Origin of the sequence: Pseudomonas sp. VI4.1, from assembly GCF_002029345.1 — a bacterium.
GTDB lineage: Bacteria > Pseudomonadota > Gammaproteobacteria > Pseudomonadales > Pseudomonadaceae > Aquipseudomonas.
Genome location: NZ_MULM01000168.1, coordinates 22,280 through 40,111 on the forward strand (window position 1 = coordinate 22,280; position 17,832 = coordinate 40,111).

Annotated in this window: 22 protein-coding genes; 9 read left to right on the forward strand and 13 right to left on the reverse strand. The window is 62.0% G+C overall.

Features of this window, described 5'->3' with window-relative positions; translation table 11 throughout:
* Positions 1-5: 5 nt before the first annotated feature.
* The gene (locus BZ163_RS21185; RefSeq protein ID WP_128872466.1) at positions 6-1,889 is read left to right on the forward strand and encodes a TonB-dependent receptor domain-containing protein; all 1,884 of its coding nucleotides are present in this window, start codon (positions 6-8) and stop codon (positions 1,887-1,889) included.
* 39 nt (positions 1,890-1,928) lie between these two features.
* On the opposite strand, the gene BZ163_RS21190 is transcribed toward BZ163_RS21185, so the two are convergent.
* From BZ163_RS21190 to nrdR, 12 genes are all read right to left on the reverse strand, one after another.
* Positions 1,929-2,729: a cobalamin-binding protein gene (locus BZ163_RS21190; protein WP_128872467.1), complete on the reverse strand. Its 801-nt coding sequence runs from the start codon at positions 2,727-2,729 to the stop codon at positions 1,929-1,931.
* Positions 2,729-3,148 (reverse strand): MFS transporter, encoded by a 420-nt coding sequence (locus tag BZ163_RS21195; RefSeq protein ID WP_128872468.1) that lies wholly within the window; start codon positions 3,146-3,148, stop codon positions 2,729-2,731. The genes BZ163_RS21190 and BZ163_RS21195 overlap by 1 nt, the downstream gene beginning before the upstream one ends.
* Complete coding sequence (gene ribA / locus BZ163_RS21200; protein WP_128872469.1) at positions 3,145-3,762, reverse strand: GTP cyclohydrolase II; 618 nt, start codon at positions 3,760-3,762, stop codon at positions 3,145-3,147. Before ribA ends, BZ163_RS21195 begins: the two co-directional genes overlap by 4 nt.
* Positions 3,763-4,019: 257 nt before the next feature.
* Positions 4,020-4,748, reverse strand: coding sequence for an ABC transporter substrate-binding protein (locus BZ163_RS21205; RefSeq protein WP_128872470.1), 729 nt, complete (start codon positions 4,746-4,748; stop codon positions 4,020-4,022).
* 22 nt (positions 4,749-4,770) lie between these two features.
* Positions 4,771-5,274: a phosphatidylglycerophosphatase A gene (locus BZ163_RS21210; RefSeq protein ID WP_128872471.1), complete on the reverse strand. Its 504-nt coding sequence runs from the start codon at positions 5,272-5,274 to the stop codon at positions 4,771-4,773.
* On the reverse strand, positions 5,271-6,236 hold the full coding sequence (gene thiL / locus BZ163_RS21215; protein WP_128872472.1) for a thiamine-phosphate kinase: 966 nt from the start codon (positions 6,234-6,236) through the stop codon (positions 5,271-5,273). Before thiL ends, BZ163_RS21210 begins: the two co-directional genes overlap by 4 nt.
* 18 nt (positions 6,237-6,254) lie before the next feature.
* Positions 6,255-6,755, reverse strand: coding sequence for a transcription antitermination factor NusB (gene nusB, locus BZ163_RS21220; protein WP_008153530.1), 501 nt, complete (start codon positions 6,753-6,755; stop codon positions 6,255-6,257).
* The gene (gene ribE / locus BZ163_RS21225) at positions 6,752-7,228 is read right to left on the reverse strand and encodes a 6,7-dimethyl-8-ribityllumazine synthase (RefSeq protein WP_128872473.1); all 477 of its coding nucleotides are present in this window, start codon (positions 7,226-7,228) and stop codon (positions 6,752-6,754) included. The genes nusB and ribE overlap by 4 nt, the downstream gene beginning before the upstream one ends.
* A 91-nt stretch (positions 7,229-7,319) precedes the next feature.
* Positions 7,320-8,411, reverse strand: coding sequence for a bifunctional 3,4-dihydroxy-2-butanone-4-phosphate synthase/GTP cyclohydrolase II (ribBA, locus tag BZ163_RS21230; protein ID WP_064680021.1), 1,092 nt, complete (start codon positions 8,409-8,411; stop codon positions 7,320-7,322).
* A 30-nt stretch (positions 8,412-8,441) separates the two neighbouring features.
* Complete coding sequence (locus tag BZ163_RS21235; protein ID WP_128872474.1) at positions 8,442-9,107, reverse strand: riboflavin synthase; 666 nt, start codon at positions 9,105-9,107, stop codon at positions 8,442-8,444.
* 46 nt (positions 9,108-9,153) lie between these two features.
* The gene (gene ribD, locus BZ163_RS21240; protein WP_128872475.1) at positions 9,154-10,287 is read right to left on the reverse strand and encodes a bifunctional diaminohydroxyphosphoribosylaminopyrimidine deaminase/5-amino-6-(5-phosphoribosylamino)uracil reductase RibD; all 1,134 of its coding nucleotides are present in this window, start codon (positions 10,285-10,287) and stop codon (positions 9,154-9,156) included.
* On the reverse strand, positions 10,284-10,748 hold the full coding sequence (gene nrdR, locus BZ163_RS21245) for a transcriptional regulator NrdR (protein ID WP_003228656.1): 465 nt from the start codon (positions 10,746-10,748) through the stop codon (positions 10,284-10,286). The genes ribD and nrdR overlap by 4 nt, the downstream gene beginning before the upstream one ends.
* A 128-nt stretch (positions 10,749-10,876) precedes the next feature.
* On the opposite strand from nrdR, the gene BZ163_RS21250 reads away from it, so the two are divergent.
* From BZ163_RS21250 to trxA, 3 genes are all read left to right on the forward strand, one after another.
* Positions 10,877-11,335 carry a YbaY family lipoprotein gene (locus tag BZ163_RS21250; RefSeq protein WP_128872476.1) on the forward strand — a complete coding sequence of 153 codons (459 nt, stop codon included), beginning with the start codon at positions 10,877-10,879 and terminating at the stop codon, positions 11,333-11,335.
* Positions 11,332-11,988: a methyltransferase gene (locus tag BZ163_RS21255; RefSeq protein WP_128872477.1), complete on the forward strand. Its 657-nt coding sequence runs from the start codon at positions 11,332-11,334 to the stop codon at positions 11,986-11,988. The genes BZ163_RS21250 and BZ163_RS21255 overlap by 4 nt, the downstream gene beginning before the upstream one ends.
* Before the next feature lie 185 nt (positions 11,989-12,173).
* Positions 12,174-13,046 (forward strand): thioredoxin, encoded by an 873-nt coding sequence (gene trxA / locus BZ163_RS21260; protein ID WP_128872478.1) that lies wholly within the window; start codon positions 12,174-12,176, stop codon positions 13,044-13,046.
* A 133-nt stretch (positions 13,047-13,179) separates the two neighbouring features.
* Here the strand turns inward: trxA and BZ163_RS21265 are convergent, their stop codons facing one another.
* Positions 13,180-13,524: a hypothetical protein gene (locus tag BZ163_RS21265; RefSeq protein ID WP_128872479.1), complete on the reverse strand. Its 345-nt coding sequence runs from the start codon at positions 13,522-13,524 to the stop codon at positions 13,180-13,182.
* Between the two features lie 134 nt (positions 13,525-13,658).
* Here BZ163_RS21265 and BZ163_RS21270 point away from each other — a divergent pair, with 134 nt between their 5' ends.
* The 5 genes from BZ163_RS21270 to BZ163_RS21290 all read left to right on the forward strand — a co-directional run bounded on the left by BZ163_RS21270 (position 13,659) and on the right by BZ163_RS21290 (position 17,816).
* Entirely contained in the window at positions 13,659-14,243 is a 585-nt protein-coding gene (locus tag BZ163_RS21270) for a DUF2796 domain-containing protein (RefSeq protein WP_128872480.1), read from the forward strand.
* Between the two features lie 145 nt (positions 14,244-14,388).
* A complete protein-coding gene (locus BZ163_RS21275) occupies positions 14,389-15,099 on the forward strand; it encodes an ABC transporter ATP-binding protein (RefSeq protein WP_128872481.1) in 711 nt (236 codons plus the stop codon).
* A 1-nt stretch (position 15,100) separates the two neighbouring features.
* Positions 15,101-16,366: an ABC transporter permease gene (locus BZ163_RS21280; protein ID WP_128872482.1), complete on the forward strand. Its 1,266-nt coding sequence runs from the start codon at positions 15,101-15,103 to the stop codon at positions 16,364-16,366.
* 11 nt (positions 16,367-16,377) lie between these two features.
* Positions 16,378-16,896: a DUF3299 domain-containing protein gene (locus tag BZ163_RS21285; RefSeq protein ID WP_128872483.1), complete on the forward strand. Its 519-nt coding sequence runs from the start codon at positions 16,378-16,380 to the stop codon at positions 16,894-16,896.
* 221 nt (positions 16,897-17,117) lie between these two features.
* On the forward strand, positions 17,118-17,816 hold the full coding sequence (locus BZ163_RS21290; protein WP_128872484.1) for an OmpW family protein: 699 nt from the start codon (positions 17,118-17,120) through the stop codon (positions 17,814-17,816).
* The last annotated feature ends 16 nt before the right edge of the window (positions 17,817-17,832 follow it).

A 17,832-nucleotide genomic window follows, 5' to 3' on the forward strand; every position in this document is an offset into this window, starting at 1 on the left:
AATCCATGAATCTCTCCCGCCTCGCCCTGACGCTGACCCTTCTGCCGTCCGGCCCACTCCTGGCCGACACCTTCGAACGCGACCAGGCCCTGAAACTGCCCGATGTTCTGATCAGTGCCAACCGCCAGGTCGAAGCCCGCAACGACAGCAGCGCCGCCAATACCGTGTTCACCCGCGAAGACATCGATCGCCTGCAACCGGGCAGCGTCACGGATTTGCTGCGTCGGGTACCGGGGGTGCAGATCGGGCAAACCGGCGGGCGCGGCAGCCTGCCGGGGGTGTACATACGCGGAACCAAGTCGGCGCAGAGCCTGGTGCTGGTGGACGGTCAACGCATCGGCAACTCCACCTCCGGCGACAGCAACCTGCAACACATCAATATCGAGCAGGTCGAGCGCGTGGAAGTGCTGCGTGGCTCGCGTTCGGTGATTTACGGCAGCGATGCGATTGGCGGGGTGATTCAAATATTTACCCGTCGTGGCGGCGAACAAGGCCTGCATCCGCGCCTGCACGTGGGCTTTGGCAGCAACCAGACCTGGGAACGCAGCCTCGGGCTATCCGGAGGTGATGAGCAAACCCGCTTCAACCTTGGCGCCAGCCTCGATGAAACGGCCGGGATCAATCGCACCCACGCGTCTTATCCGAGCGATGGCGATCACGATGAGTACCGCAACAAGTCGCTCAGTTTGAGCCTGAGTCACGCTCTCACCGATGACATCGAAATCGGCGCCAACCTGCTCGATAACCGCGGCAAAAGCGCATTCGACAATCCGTTCGGCCGCTTCGACATGACCACGTTCGAATCGGTTCAGGAACAGCCCTACAACGAATTCACGGTCAGTGGCGCCAGCAGTTACCTCGACGCGAAGATCAACGAGGTGTGGAAAACCCGCGTCGAAGTCGGCCACAGTGAAAACCGCGAGAAGACACTCGACAAGCTCAGCGCGGAACGCAGCGTATTCAACACTTATCGCGACTCGGTGAACTGGCAGAACGATCTGACCCTGAGCGACCGCAACAGCCTGATCCTCGGCGGCGACTGGTACGAAGACCGCATCAACAGCAGCACACCCTTCGACGAAGACAGCCGCTGGAACCGCGCGGCGTTCATCCAGCATCGCTATCAGGCGGACAGCTTCTCCACGGAGTTGGGGTTGCGCCGCGACCAGAACCAGCAGTTCGGCGGCCAGAACAGCTGGAGCGGCACCTTCACCCTGCCGCTGGCCCCGGACAACGACCTGTTGCTGACCTACAGCGAAGGTTTCCGCGCACCGACGTTCAATGACCTGTATTACCCGGACTTCGGCAACCCGGACCTCAAGCCCGAGACTTCGAAAAGCTACGAGCTGCAATGGCGCAGTCAGCTGACTGAAACCAGCCGGCTGGAAGCTTCGCTGTATCGTACGGACCTGGAAGACGCGATTATTTTCGGCAGCAACTCACGGCCGCAGAACGTTGCCTCGGCCCGGATCAACGGGTTTGAAGCGGCATTGAAGCAGGAGCTGTTTGGCTGGCAGAGTAACCTCGCAGTGGCAATCATGGACCCGCGGGACCGCGACAGTGGCCACACGCTAGCCCGTCGTGCGCGGCGGACCTTGAGCCTGGATCTGGATCGGCAGTTCGACCGCCTGGGCTTAGGCGCGAGCTGGCAGGCAGTGAGCAGCAGCTATGACGACGAGAACAATCAGCAGCCGTTGGGTGGGTACGCCTTGCTGGGGTTGCGCAGCAGTTGGGAGCTGAATCGCGAGGTCAATCTTGAGCTGAGGGTGGATAACCTGCTGGACAAGGGTTACAGCCGGGCGCTGTACAGCCATGACAGTAGTCAGTATGGGTATCGCGAGGAAGGTCGGGCGTGGATGTTTGGGGTGACCTGGACGCCGGGGCTCTGACCTGACGCTTGCAGTGTCTGGACTGGCCTCATCGCGATCTCACCGGTCCGGCGCAATGACCTGGCACAGCTTGGCAGTCGCCTCGATCATCTGCCCACTCGGCCGCTCCAGGCCTTTATCCGTCACCAGCAGCAATTGCCCCTGCGCCACCGCCGCCACCTGCGGCCACACCTTCCACGCATCGAGCTGCGCCTGATCACCGGCCAGAATCACCTCGGGATTGCGCTGCAGCACCGCTTCGATACTGACTTGAGGCGCCGGCAATGCCAAGTCGGCGAACACATTGCGCGCGCCGCACACCTCAAGCGCATCACTGATGATCTGCCCGCCACCAACGGTGTACAGCGGCCGATCCCAAACCTGGTAAAACACCCGCAACGGCTCATCCCGACGATAACGCTGGCGTAACGCATCCAGTTGCTGACGCAAATTCCCCGCCAATGAAACACCACGCTGCGGCCTGCCGAGTTGCGTGGCAATCGCCTCGATCTGCGCGGCGAGCTGTTCGAGGTTGTGGGGTTCGGCGACGTAGGTCGGTATGTTCAGCCGCTTGAGCTGCTCACGCTGGGCCGGGCCGACGCTGCCGGGCCAGAGCAGCAGCAAGTCGGGTTTCAGGCTGAGCAGCTGCTCCATGTCCAACTGACCATAGCGGCCAACCGAAGGAATATCTTTGAGTTCGGCAGGACGTTCACCGGCATCCAGCACACCCACCAGAAGATCGGCTGAACCCAGTTCGACGACGATTTCGGAGAGCGATGGCGCCAGGCTGACCACGCGTTCGACCGCAGTCGCCGAGCCGCTGGCGGCCAGCAGCAACACTGCCAGCCAGACGCAGCGCATCAACCGAGTTGACGCGGAATACGGTAGAGGTAGAACAGCACCAGGGTCGACAGCGCCAGCAGCATCAGCGGCACCGCTTCAAGGCCGACGAACACCGCCAACGCACCGATCCACGCCGGCAGGGCGGCGGCGAGGAATGCGGTACGACGCTTGGCGGCCAGGGCGATCCAGGCGGCGGGTTCGTCAGGGGTGTCGAGGGCTTTCTGGGTGGCGATCAGCCCGTGTTTGTAGCCACCGAAGAATTTCAGGCTGATAAACATCGAGGCCACACCGGCGATGAACAATGGCATCGCCAGCACTGGCAGGATCGCCTCGCCCTGGCCAAACACGCCGTTGATCACGAACAGTGGCGCCAGGGCCAGCGCCAGGTATTGCCACCAATTGACGGACAGTCGCCGCCGCACCTGACCGCGGGTCACGCCCGGTCTGCCTCGCCCTGGTGTTCGTTGCCCATCATGTGGTCGAGCTTGCTGGCCTTGGTGGCCAGGTACAGTTTGTTGTGCGGATTGTGGCCGGTGTGCAGCGGTACGCGCTCGGCGACCACGATACCCATGTCGGTCAGAGCTTTGACCTTGCGTGGGTTGTTGGTCATCAAACGCAGGGATTCAACGCCCAGGTGCTGCAGCATCGGCAGGCACATGGCGTAATCGCGCTGGTCGGCGGCAAAGCCCAGGCGCTCGTTGGCTTCGACGGTGTCGGCACCGCCATCTTGCAACTCATAGGCGCGAATCTTGTTCAGCAAGCCAATGCCACGGCCTTCCTGACGCAAGTAAAGCAATACGCCACGGCCTTCCCGGGCGATGGCCTGCAAGGCTGCTTCGAGCTGCGAGCCGCAATCGCAGCGCTGGCTGAACAAGGCATCGCCCGTCAGGCATTCGGAGTGCAACCGGCCGAGTACCGGGGCACCGTCGACGAACTCACCCAGACTCAGCACGACGTGCTCGCGCCCGTTTTCCTCATCGAGGAAGCCGTGCATGGTGAATTGCGCAAAAGGCGTTGGCAGCTTGGAAGCGGCGACAAAAACGACAGGCACCGGTGTGCTCCTGATCTATAGGTACTGGAGATTCGCAGACGCGGCATTGTAACAGCAGGTTCCAACTGACGCTTAGGCTGAATTATGGGGCATAACGATCAAAATGTTTGATCACTGAATCCGCATTACGACCTGTAGGAGCAAGCTTGCTCGCGATGGTGTATCAGATACGCAGGTGTCGACTGACACTCCATCGCGAGCAAGCTCGCTCCTACAGTAGGTTAATCGCCAGTTTCAAGAGCCGGGTTCAATTCGAATCAAAACGGATAAGGCTGCTTCCAACGCTCGAAAATCGGTTTCAGCCGGCCGCTTTTCACCAATTGCTCCATGCGTTGGTCGAACAGCGCCATCAATGCACGGGCCCTGGGCGTATCGGCGAAGCACAGGTACAGCGGCAATTCCGCTATATGGGTGCGACGGAACTGCGAGGGATCCCTGGCCCGCTTGACGACGTAGTCGACCTCGGTCAGCGCATCGATGTAAAAGTCGGCGCGATTGTGAACCAGCATCGACAGGATTCCAGTACGCCGCAAGACTTCGTTGTAGCGACGCACGTTGGGCAGGTAGTCCTGATAATCGTAGCCGCGGACCCAGGCCAATCGGTAGCTGCCCAGGGTTTCCAGGGTCGGCGCCGGGTTGCTGGACAGGCCCAGGGCATAGATGTGATCGGTATCGAAGCGCCAGCGCGGATAGAGCAAATCCTTGGCCTCGTCGCGATAGGAACCGACACAAGCGTCCACTTCACCCCGCTGGGCCAGCCCCATGGCGCGCACGTAGGGCTCGGTACGGATATCCAGCTTGACCCCGGCCGGCTCGAACACCTCGCGCAACACGTCCCAGCCCAAGCCGTGACCGTCAGCGGCGGTGTAGTCTTCCCAGTCTTCGCTGGCCAGATGAATCACGGAGGGGGTCGTCGGTTCATCCGCCGCCTGGGCAAGGGCACCCAGCATCGCGAACACCATGACCAGCAGCCAGCGTCGAGCCATCCCTAGTCCCCTGTTGCGCCACTCAGGCGAAAATCCATACCAGCCCCTGCATCGCCAACCACGCAAACACCCCGGCCAATACATCGTCGAGCATGATCCCGACGCCACCATGCACATGCCGGTCGATCCAGTGAATCGGCCACGGCTTGAGGATATCGAAGAAACGGAACATCAGAAAACCTGCCAGCAACCAATACCAACCTTCCGGTACCAGCCACAGGGTGATCCACATCCCGACCATTTCGTCCCAGACGATGCCTTCGTGGTCGTGTACCCGCAAATCGTCAGCCACCTTGCCGCACAGCCAGAAGCCGAACAGCATGGTGATGCCCAGCATCAGCCAGTAACCCCAGTCGGGCAACATCTGCCACAACGGAATAAAGGGTAGCGCAACTAACGAACCCCAGGTACCCGGCGCTTTTGGCAGGGTGCCCGAGCCGAAGCCGAACGCGATGAAATGCCAGGGATTGCGCCAGACCGAGGGCGGTACGAACTCCGCCGGGACTTGATTGGGATGATCTGTCACGGTGTCTCCCGAAAATGTTGATAACCCCGGGTTTGCGGGGTGATGTCTTGCCCGTCGGCATCCAGCAATGTCACGCCCTGCCCCGCGATGACTCGTCCGACCACATGGATCGGCCAGCCGCCAGCCAGCAATGGCGCTAACTCGACGGTCGGCAAGGTGAAGGCCAGCACGTAATCGTCACCGCCGCTGAGCGCTGCCGATTCGGCGCCCGACTGACCGAGCAAGGCCACTAAAGCCTTCGACAGCGGCAAACGGTCCCGTTCAACTTGAATGCCGACCTTCGATGCCAGGGCGATATGCCCACAGTCGGCGAGCAGGCCGTCGGAGATGTCCAGCGCCGAGGTCGCCTTGCCCCGCAACGCGATGCCCAGCCCCAGCTGCGGTTGTGGCGACCAGTAATGCGCCAGCAGCGGATCGGCGATAGCCGGTTCAGCCGTACGCTGGCCGAGCACCAGCGGCAAGGCGCCGGCGGCTTTACCGAGGTCACCGCCTACGCACAACAAATCGCCTGGCTTCGCGCCGCCACGGGTCAACGCCAAACCACTGGGCACACGCCCGAACACGGTCATGGTCAGGCTCAATGGCCCACGGGTGGTATCGCCGCCTACCAGTGCCACACCGCAGCCCTGCGCCATGAGGTTCAAACCACGGGCGTAGGCCTCCAGCCAATCGGCAGTCACCGTCGGCAAGGTCAAGGCAAGAGTAAAGGCAACAGGAGTGGCGCCCATGGCAGCCAGGTCGCTGACGGCCACGGCCAGCGAGCGCTGACCGAGCAGAAACGGGTCGCAGGGGTCTGCGAAATGCACACCGGCCACGAGGGTGTCGGTGGAAACAGCCAACTGTTCCCCGGAGGAAACAGCCAGCAAGGCGCAATCGTCACCGATCCCCAGAGCAACGCCCTCGCCGCCCTGCGCACAGGGCGCGGCGGCGAAGAAATTGCGGATCAGCTCAAATTCGCCCATGGCAGCTGCAAGCGCTTGTCAGCGCTTGAACGCCTTCACTTCAGCTTCACGCAGACGCGGGGCCAGTTTGTCGAGCACACCGTTGACGAACTTGTGGCCGTCGGTGGAGCCGAAGACTTTCGCCAGCTCGATACCTTCGTTGATCACAACGCGGTACGGCACGTCGACGCGCTTGAGCAGTTCCCAGGTCGACAGGCGCAGAACGGCCAGTTCAACCGGGTCCAGTTCTTCGATGGTGATGTCCAGGCACGGCGTCAGTGCAGCGTCGATCTCAGGCTTGTGAGCCGGAACGCCGTGCAGGATGTCGTGAAAGTAAGCGGCATCGACATCGCTGAAATCGTTATCGACCCGGAACTGCGCTTCGATCTCGTTCAAAGATTGCTTGGCCATGTGCCATTGGTACAGCGCCTGTGTCGCGAGCTGACGGGCTTCGCGACGCTTGACGCTTTTCGATGGCTTGCCGGCGTCCGCAGGCTTTGGATCGCGCGGGTTGAAACGATCGCTTTCGTCGCTAATCACTTGGCCTCCAACTGCGCCAGCAGGCTGACCATTTCCAGGGCGGACAGGGCAGCTTCAGCACCTTTGTTGCCGGCCTTGGTGCCGGAACGTTCGATGGCTTGCTCGATGGAATCAACGGTCAGCACGCCGAAAGCGACCGGCAAACCGAACTCCATGGACACCTGGGCCAGGCCCTTGGTGCACTCGCCCGCCACGTATTCGAAGTGCGGAGTACCGCCACGAATGACCGCACCCAGGGCGATGATGGCTGCGAACTCGCCTTTCTGAGCGACTTTCTGCGCAACCAGCGGGATTTCGAAGGCGCCAGGCGCACGGATGATGGTGATGTCGCTTTCGCTCACGCCATGGCGAACCAGGGCATCAACTGCACCGCTGACCAGGCTTTCAACCACGAAGCTGTTGAAACGGCCCACTACCAGAGCGTAGCGGCCTTTAGGGGCGATGAAGGTACCTTCGATGGTCTTCAGGGTCATTCGTTAGATCTCTTAAAGAGCCGGGACGCGTTTTCTACGCATCCCTCAGTGATTTGTTAACCGCGAATACAGACCCGCAAACTGCCGGTCATTATTCGGAGGGCACGTATTCTACAACTTCCAGATCGAAACCGGATATCGCATTAAATTTCATCGGCGCACTCATCAGGCGCATTTTGCGCACGCCCAGGTCCCGAAGGATCTGCGAACCGGCACCGACGATGCTGTAGGTGGTCGGTTTTTTCGCCGGGACGTGCTCCGCGGTTTCACGGATGTGTGCCAGCAACACGTCGCCATCGAGCGGGTGACCGAGCAACAGCACCACGCCGCTGCCGGCCTCGGCAACCGCGGCCATGGCGGCGCGCAGGCTCCAGCGGCCGGGCTGCTTGACCATCAGCAAGTCGCGCAGCGGGTCCATGTTGTGCACCCGGACCAGGGTCGGCTCTTCGCCGCACACGGTGCCCAGGGTCAACGCCATGTGCACGTCGCCTTCCACGGAATCACGATAGGTCACCAGGTTGAATTGGCCCAGTTCGCTGTCCAGTGGCTGCTCGGCAATCCGCTGAACGGTACGTTCGTGGATCATCCGGTAGTGGATCAGGTCGGCGATGGTGCCGATCTTGATGTTGTGCTCGGCCGCAAAAGCCTCAAGTTCGGCGCGACGGGACATGGTGCCGTCGTCGTTCATCACTTCGCAGATCACCCCGCTCGGCTCGAAACCGGCCATGCGCGCCAGGTCGCATGCCGCTTCGGTGTGGCCGGCACGGGCCAGGGTACCGCCGGCCTGGGCCATCAGCGGGAAGATGTGGCCGGGGCTGACGATGTCTTCAGCCTTGGCGTCTTTCGCGGCGGCGGCCTGCACGGTGCGCGCACGGTCGGCCGCGGAGATGCCGGTGGTCACGCCGGTGGCCGCTTCGATGGACACGGTGAACTTGGTGCCGAAACCGGAACCGTTGCGCGGCGCCATCAACGGCAGCTTCAGCAGTTCGCAGCGCTCGCGGCTCATCGGCATGCAGATCAGGCCACGGGCGTGCTTGGCCATGAAGTTGATGTGTTCGGGCTGGCAGCACTCGGCGGCCATGATCAGGTCGCCTTCGTTCTCGCGGTCTTCGTCATCCATGAGGATGACCATCTTGCCTTGGCGGATATCTTCAACCAGCTCTTCGATGCTATTGAGCGCCACAAGGCACCCCCCTTCTTTCAAAATTGAGTTTCAGGATTTGAGGTAGCCGTTGGCGGCCAGAAAGCTTTCGGTAATGTTGCCACCGGAGGTTGGCTCTGCGGCCTTGTCGCCCAGCAACAGGCGCTCCAGATAACGTGCCAGCAAGTCCACTTCCAGGTTCACCCGGCGACCTGGCTGATAAGACGCCATGATGGTTTCGCTCAGGGTATGCGGAATGATCGTCAGCAGGAACTCGGCGCCATCGACCGCGTTCACGGTCAGGCTGGTGCCGTCGACGGTGATCGAGCCTTTGTGGGCGATGTACTTCGCCAGTTCTTTGGGGGCGCGGATGCGGAATTCCACGGCACGCGCGTTTTCGGTGCGGGCAACCACTTCGCCCACGCCATCGACATGACCGCTGACCAGGTGCCCGCCCAGACGTGTGGTCGGGGTCAGGGCTTTTTCGAGGTTGACCGGGCTGCCGCTTTTCAGGTCGTTCATGGCGGTGCAGTCGAGGGTTTCACGGCTGACGTCTGCAGCAAAACCGTTACCCGGCAATTCAACCGCCGTCAGGCATACGCCATTGACCGCAATGCTGTCGCCCAGTTTGACGTCGCTCAAATCGAGCTTGCCGGTGTCTACGTGTACCCGCACATCTCCGCCTTTTGGGGTCAATGCACGAATACTGCCGATGGATTCGATGATGCCGGTAAACATGGAGTCCTCCTCGAGAACAGGGCCGTCGCGTGGCGCAGGCCGGGAATTATACGCTCGCCGCTGGCACAGGAATGGCGATGACTCGCCAATCATCGCCAACCGCACGGATTTCGGTGATTTTGAGCTCGGGTGCGTCTTTCATCTGCGCCAGCGGCCAGTCCAGCAACGGCCGTGCCGAGGAGCCAAGGAACTTGCCGGCGATGAAAATCTGGAATTCGTCGACCAGTCCCTGCCGGGCAAAGGCGCCGGCGAGACGCGGACCCGCTTCGACCAACACTTCGTTGACGCCACGATGGGCGAGCTCGACCAGCAGTTTGCGCAGGTCGACCAGGCCATCTTCACCGGCCACGATCAGGCATTCCGGACCGTTGGCGTATTGCTCTTCGACGGCCATGCAAGTGGCAACCAGCGCCGGGCCGGCCTTGAAGAACGGCGCATCAGCGGCACGCGCAAGGCGGCCGTCGATCAGCACGCGCAGCGGCGGACGGCTCATCGCCAACGCCGTTTGTTCCGCGTCCAGGCCCAACTCGTCGGCACGCACGGTCAAGCGGGCGTTGTCGGCCAGCACCGTGTCGGCACCGGTCAGCACCACGCTGGCCTGGGCGCGCAGGCGTTGTACCGCCGAACGCGCTGCAGTGCCGGTGATCCACTGGCTTTCGCCGCTGTCCATCGCCGTGCGACCGTCCAGGCTCATGGCCAACTTGACCCGCACGAACGGCAAGCCGTGTTCCATGCGTTTGAGGAAGCCTTCGTTGAGCTTGCGCGCCTCACCTTCCAGCACGCCGCTGTCGGTCGCGATGCCGGCCTGGGCCAGGCGTTGCAGGCCGCGACCGGCGACTTCCGGATTCGGGTCCTGCATCGCCGCCACCACCCGCGCCAGCCCGGCATTCACCAACGCATCGGCGCAGGGCGGCGTGTGGCCGTGATGGCTGCAAGGTTCGAGGGTCACGTAGGCCGTGGCGCCCCGAGCCTTGCCGCCAGCGGCGCGCAGGGCGTGGACTTCGGCATGGGGTTCGCCGGTGCGTACGTGCCAGCCTTCGCCGACGATTTGCCCGTCACGCACGATCACGCAGCCCACCCGCGGGTTGGGGTGTGTCGTGTAATGACCTTTGCGCGCCAGTTCCAGCGCGCGGGCCATGTAATGGGCGTCGAGGATGGCTTGTTCTGGGGAGATGGTCATTCTTTCACCGGCTCACGGGCCAGGCGATCGATCTCTTCGCGGAACTCGTTGAGGTCCTGGAAGCGCCGATACACGGAGGCGAAACGAATGTAGGCGACTTCGTCGAGCTTTTGCAGCTCGGCCATCACCAGTTCACCGACCACGAGGGATTTGACCTCGCGCTCGCCGGTGGCGCGCAGTTTATGTTTGATGTGCACCAGCGACGATTCGAGGCGCTCGACACTCACCGGGCGCTTCTCCAGCGCACGCTGCATGCCGGCACGCAGTTTTTCTTCGTCGAACGGCTGGCGGCTGCCGTCGGTTTTGATCAGGCGCGGCAACACCAGTTCAGCCGTCTCGAACGTCGTGAAACGCTCGCCGCAGGCCAGGCATTCGCGCCGGCGGCGCACCTGTTCGCCTTCGGCGACCAGACGCGAGTCGATGACCTTGGTGTCGTTGGCACCGCAGAATGGACAGTGCATGGTGGCAGGCAACAAAAAAAGGGAGGGCCATGGTAGCGCATCCGGGTGGCAAGACAAGCCATAGGCTTTGCGGTATACAGACGGGTTATATCGTTTGATCCATGGATTTCACCCAGCTGGAGCCACCAATGTCCATACGACCGCTTATTTTGCTCAGTCTTTTCAGCCTGCTGGTGGCCTGTAGCAGCGATGCGCCCCAGCCACCGACACCCGGCCCAGCGCCGCAACAGGCGCAAAAGAAAGCCAAGGAGTCTGCCGACCTCGGCCCGTTGCCCGCGTATCAACGTGAATTGAGCGGCACCTTGCAAGGCGTGCCGGCCGGCGCAGAAGTCGAACTGGCGCTGCTGGTGATCGACAACCAGGACCGCCCGCAACAATTGCTCGCCAGCTCCAGCCTGATCGGCACCAACCAGGTGTTGCCATTTCGCCTGCGTTTCAACCCCGAATCCTTTCCGGCAGGTGCCCGCGTTGAACTGCGTGGCCGCGCCAGCCAGTCCGGTCAGTTGATTTTGCACCTGCCGTCGCAAGTCATCACCCAGCCAACGACCCAGGCGATGGGTCAACTGCAGTTCGTCAAAGCACCATGATTGCACCGCTCGACCTGCAACAGGCGTTGGCCGGACTGCTCGGTGATGCACAGCTGGTGGCTTGTGCCTTGCCGGATACCGAACTGAAGCTTTGGCTGATCGACGGCGACAAGATGGACCGCGCCTTCAGCCCGGAAGAAACCCGGCGGATTCTGCATGAGCCGCCGTACTGGAGTTTCTGCTGGGCCAGCGGGCTGGCGGTGGCCCGCTATCTGACTGAATTCCCTGAATGGGTCAAAGGCAAGCGGGTGCTGGATTTCGGCGCCGGTTCCGGGGTGGCGGGGATTGCCGCCGTCAAGGCCGGGGCGCTGGAAGTGGTGGCGTGCGACCTGGATCCGCTGGCAATCGCTGCGTGTCGGGCGAATGCCGAACTCAATGAGGTACAGCTCAGCTACTCGACGGATTTTTTTGCCGAGGCGGATCGGTTCGATCTGATTCTGGTGGCCGATGTGCTGTATGACCGGGCGAATCTGCCGCTGCTCGACGAGTTCCTGAGCCGCGGCCGGGAAGCGTTGGTGGCGGATTCGCGGGTGAGGGATTTTCGTCATCCGCTGTATCGGCGCATCGAGATGCTGGAGGCGATGACCTTGCCCGATCTGGCCGAGCCTGAAGAGTTCCGGCATGTGAGCCTGTATCACGCGCGGCGCGGCTAAAAGCATCGCGAGCAAGCTCGCTCCCACAAGTTCAGCGGTGCTCTCAAGACCGACGCTGAACCTGTGGGAGCGGGCTTGCTCGCGAAGGCGCCCGATCAGGCAACACACCTCCCGACGCCCCACCCTTCCGGCCACACCCCGCCAAGCCGTATAGTTGCCCCATCCACGCTTTTACGAGATCCTCCATGAGTCAGGAAATGCCGTACATCTTCGACGCCACCACTGCCGACTTCGAGCAATCGGTGATCGAGAACTCTTTCCACAAACCGGTGCTGGTGGATTTCTGGGCCGAATGGTGTGCGCCGTGCAAGGCGCTGATGCCGATGCTGCAAACCATCGCCGAGAGCTATCAGGGCGAGTTGCTGCTGGCCAAGGTCAATTGCGACGTCGAGCCGGACATCGTCTCGCGCTTCGGCATTCGCAGCCTGCCGACGGTCGTGCTGTTCAAGGACGGTCAGCCGGTGGACGGTTTTGCCGGTGCGCAACCGGAATCCGCCGTGCGCACAATGCTTGAACCCCATGTGCAGATGCCGCCGCCCGCGGCGGCCGATCCATTCGAACAGGCTCAGGCACTGTTCGATGACAACCGCTTTGCCGACGCCGAAGCCGCCCTCACAGTGCTGCTGGGCGAAGACAACACCAACGCCGGGGCGCTGATTCTTTACGCCCGCTGCCTCACCGAACGAGGCGAGTTGGGCGAAGCGCAAACCGTGCTCGACGCGGTCAAGAGCGATGAACACAAGGCGGCCCTGGCCGGTGCCAAGGCACAGATCCAGTTTCTCGGCCAGGCCAGGGACCTGCCGGATGCGGCGGACCTGAAAGCGCGCCTGGCGAAAAACCCGCAGGACGATGAAGCGGTGTACCAGCTGGCGATCCAGCAGCTGGCCCGCCAGCAGTACGACGCAGCGCTGGATGCCTTGCTCAAGCTGTTCATCCGCAATCGCAGCTACAGCGAAGGCTTGCCGCACAAGACGTTGCTGCAGGTGTTCGAACTGCTGGGCAACGATCACCCGCTGGTGACCACCTATCGCCGCAAGTTGTTTGCTGCGCTGTATTGAGGGTCACTGCAAACCGCGTCATCGTTCATCGCCAGCAAGCCGGCGCCCGGTAGGAGCTGGCTTGCCAGCGAAGAGGCCGTCACATCCAGCATTAATGTTGTCTGACACGCCGCTTTCGCCAGCAAGCCGGCGCCTACAGCCAGCGGTACAGCGGTGTATCCCCGCCGCTCTCTACCTTCACGTCCGGGCAATGCCGCAGTCGCACCAGCAGCCGCTTGCCCGACGCCGCACTGCCCGTCAGCCCTTCAAGCTGCTCCAGCAGATCCGGCCCGCTCAATTGCCCGGCCTTGCGCAGCAGGTCCTTGGCAATCTGCCACAGGGCATCATCCTGATTCACCGGTTTGGCCGCGGCGACAACGGCCTCGGCCTCGGGTTTGCTCACCTGCAACTGCGCACCCAGCCGTGCCCAGTCGGCGTCATCGAGCTCCAGCGTCAAATCCACCGGCCAGTCACCGATGCTTCCGCGTATACGCAACATAAGTCTGCTCCTGCACATTTCTGACTCACATGCTCCCATGGGACTTGTGCAACGCCAAGCGGGCGGTCAAACTCTGCTCACTTATGTTATAAGATCACATAACAAAATATTCATTTTACTTCCGGAGACTCGTCATGCGCCGTCTGCTTCTCGCTCTGCCGTTTGCCTTGCTGCCGCTGGCCGTCGCCCATGCTGGCGACGAACATGACCATGACCATGAGCACGGCAGCCTTGGCGCCCACGAACACGGGGTCGGTCGCTTGAATGCAGCGCTGGACGGCCAGACCCTGGAACTGGAACTGGAAAGCCCGGCGATGAACCTGGTGGGTTTCGAACACGCCGCCACCACCGACGCCGACAAGGCCAAGGTCGCCGTCGTCCGAGCGCAGCTGGAAAAACCATTGGCGCTGTTCAATCTGCCAACAGCCGCCGGCTGCGTGGTGGCGACCCAGGAACTGGAAAGCCCGTTGTTTGGCGACAAGCCGGATGCCGACGATGATCACGACCATGACGCCAAGGACGAGCATCACCACGACCACAGCGACATCCACGCGCATTACCAATTCAGTTGCTCGGCCCCCGGCGCGCTGAAGACCCTGGACCTGGCGAACATATTCAATACCTTCCCGGCGACCCGGAAGATTCAGGTACAACTGATCGGCCCGAGCGGGCAGCAAGGGGTCGAAGTGACGGCCACGGCGGCTGCCCTGAAATTCTAAATTCACCGTCGATCCCCTGTAGGAGCGAGCTTGCTCGCGATGGTAGGCAACGATAACGCTGAAAGCCTGACACCCCGCGGCGCTCTCAGGTTGATCGCGAGCAAGCTCGCTCCTACGGGTCATCAACATCTATGAAGCCGGTTAAATGACCCAAGCACTCATCGAACTCACCGACCTGGGCTTCAGCTGGCCCGGTCACCCGCCACTGCTGGATATCCCGGCGTTTCGCCTGGAGCCGGGTGAAACCTTGTTCCTCAAAGGCCCCAGCGGCAGCGGCAAGACCACCCTGCTCGGCCTGCTCGGTGGGGTGCAGAAACCCGATCGCGGCAGCATCCGCCTGCTCGGCCAGGAACTGACCGAACTCGGCGCGGGCGCGCGTGATCGTTTTCGTGTCGATCACACCGGCTACATCTTTCAGCAATTCAACCTGCTGCCGTTTCTCTCGGTGCGCGAGAACGTCGAGTTGCCCTGCCACTTCTCCAGACTGCGCGCCGAACGGGCGATCCAGCGCCACGGCAGTGTCGATCAGGCCGCCGCCACCTTGCTCGCGCATTTGGGCCTGAAGGATCAAAGCATGCTCGGCCGTCGCGCCGATTCGTTGTCCATCGGCCAACAGCAACGGGTCGCCGCCGCACGGGCGTTGATCGGCCAGCCGGAACTGGTGATCGCCGATGAACCGACTTCGGCCCTGGATTACGACGCCCGGGAGAATTTCATCCGCTTGCTGTTCGCCGAATGCCGCGAAGCCGGATCGAGCCTGTTGTTCGTCAGTCACGACCAGAGCCTGGCGCCGTTGTTCGATCGCAATCTGTCGCTGGCCGATCTCAATCGCGCCGCCACCCCGTTCGAGGTCTGAGATGTATTTGTTCCGTCTAGCCATGGCCAGCCTGGCTAACCGCCGCTTTACCGCGATCCTCACCGCGTTCGCCATCGCCCTGTCGGTCTGCCTGCTGCTGGCGGTGGAACGGGTGCGTACCGAGGCCAAGGCCAGTTTCGCCAGCACCATCAGCGGCACCGACCTGATTGTCGGCGCCCGTTCCGGCTCGGTGAACTTGCTGTTGTACTCGGTGTTCCGCATCGGCAACGCCACCAACAACATCCGCTGGGACAGCTTCGAACACTTCGCCAACAACCCGAAAGTGAAGTGGGCGATCCCGATGTCCCTCGGTGACTCCCATCGCGGATATCGGGTGATGGGCACCACCGAGGCGTACTTCGCGCATTACCAGTACGGCCGCCAACAACACCTGGCGCTGGCCGCCGGTCGTGCCTTCGCCACAGACCCGTTCGAAGTGGTGCTCGGCGCCGAAGTCGCCGACGCATTGCACTACAAGTTGGGCGAAAAACTGGTGCTGGCCCACGGCGTGGCCGTGATCAGCCTGGTCAAGCACGACGACAAACCGTTCACCGTGGTCGGCATTCTCAAGCGCACCGGCACCCCGGTAGACCGCACGTTGCACATCAGCCTCGGCGGCATGGAGGCGATCCATGTCGATTGGCACAACGGCGTGCCGGCCCGCGGCAACGGTCGGATCAGCGCCGATCAGGCCCGCAACATGGACCTGACGCCGCAGGCGATCACCGCGTTCATGCTCGGTCTCAACAGCAAGATTTCGACCTTTGCCCTGCAGCGCGAGATCAATGAGTTCCGGGGCGAACCGATGCTGGCGATCCTGCCGGGGGTGGCGCTGCAAGAACTGTGGAGTTTGATGAGTACGGCGGAAAAGGCCTTGTTCGTGGTGTCGCTGTTCGTGGTGTTGACCGGGTTGATCGGCATGCTCACCGCCATTCTCACCAGCCTCAACGAACGGCGGCGCGAGATGGCGATTCTGCGCTCGGTGGGCGCCCGGCCTTGGCACATTGCGACCTTGCTGGTGCTGGAAGCGTTTGCGTTGGCGCTGTCGGGGGTGATAGCCGGCGTGGCGCTGCTCTATGTGGGCATCGCCGCCGCCCAGGGTTATGTCCAGGCCAATTACGGCTTGTATCTGCCCCTTGCCTGGCCAAGCGAATATGAATGGACGCTGCTCGGTGGCATCCTGTGCGCCGCCTTGCTGATGGGCAGCGTGCCGGCCTGGCGCGCGTATCGCCAATCCCTGGCTGATGGCCTGTCGATCCGACTATGAGGACGCTGAAGATGCCCCGCGCTGTGCTTGCGCTGTTGATGCTGGTCGCCCTGCCGCTGTGGGCGGCCGCGCCGAAAGACCTGACCTGGTCGGAAATGATCCCGCCTGACGCCGCACCGGAAGTGCCGAACATGACGCCACTGCACGACCTGTCGCAAATGGGCGACGCGCTGGCTGCTGAATCGGCGCCCGCGGCCAGGCAGGACATGCCGGATGCGCCAGTGGTGAAAGCTCTCGATGGCCAGAACATTCGCTTGCCTGGCTACATCGTGCCGCTGGAAGTCAGTGAAGAAGGTCGCACGACGGAGTTTTTGCTGGTGCCTTATTTCGGCGCCTGCATTCATGTGCCGCCACCGCCATCGAACCAGATCGTGCACGTGAAAAGCGCAGTCGGTGTGAAACTCGATGAGTTGTATCAGCCGTACTGGATCGAGGGGGCGCTGCAGGTCAAGGCATCGAGCAGTGAGTTGGCTGATGCGGGGTATCAGATGGAGGCGGACAAGATTTACGCGTATGAACTGCCGGAGTGAATCCGACCATTTTGTGTTCAAGGAAGGCCCCTTCGCGGGCAAGCCTCGCTCCTACAAGGACACCACCAATCCCGTAGGAGCGAGGCTTGCCCGCGAAGAGGCCCTCAAGAACATTACAAAAACCAAGGCCATCACTGTTTCATTGAGCTGAATCAAAAGACCGGACCAGACGCTTGCGTACCATTGGACATCGAACATTTTTAACGTCCTCTGGAGCCTCCATGCACAAGTCCTTGCTCAGCGCTTCGCTGTTCGCCCTCGCGCTCGCAGCCCCGCTCGCCCATGCCCATGACGCCGGCGACATCATCGTTCGTGCCGGTGCGATCACCGTCAACCCGGAAGCCGACAGCTCCAGCGTCAAGGTCGATCAAGGCCCGCTGGCGGGTGCCGACCTGGGCGGCAAGGCCACCATGAGCAGCGACACGCAACTGGGCCTGAACTTCGCGTACATGCTCGACAGCCATTGGGGGATCGAGCTGCTCGCGGCCTCGCCGTTCGAACATGACGTGAAGCTCAAGGGCACCGCCCTGGGGGCGGCCAACGGTAAACTCGGCAGCCTGAAACACCTGCCGCCAACCTTGAGCGTCGTGTACTACCCACTGGACGCGAAGTCCGTGTTCCAGCCGTATGTCGGTGCCGGTATCAACTACACCTGGATCTATGACGAGCACGTCGGCAGTGAAGCCAGCGCCAACGGTTTCAGCAACTTCAAGGCGGAGAACTCCTGGGGCATGGCGTTTCAGGTGGGCGCTGACTACATGCTGACCGACAACGTGATGATCAACGCCCAGGTGCGCTACATCGACATCGATACCACTGCGACTGTGGAGAATAACGCCGTGGCGCAGGGCACCCGCGCCAAGGTCGATGTCGACGTGGATCCGTTCATCTACATGGTTGGGCTTGGTTACAAATTCTAAGCCCGCCACCAGCTCT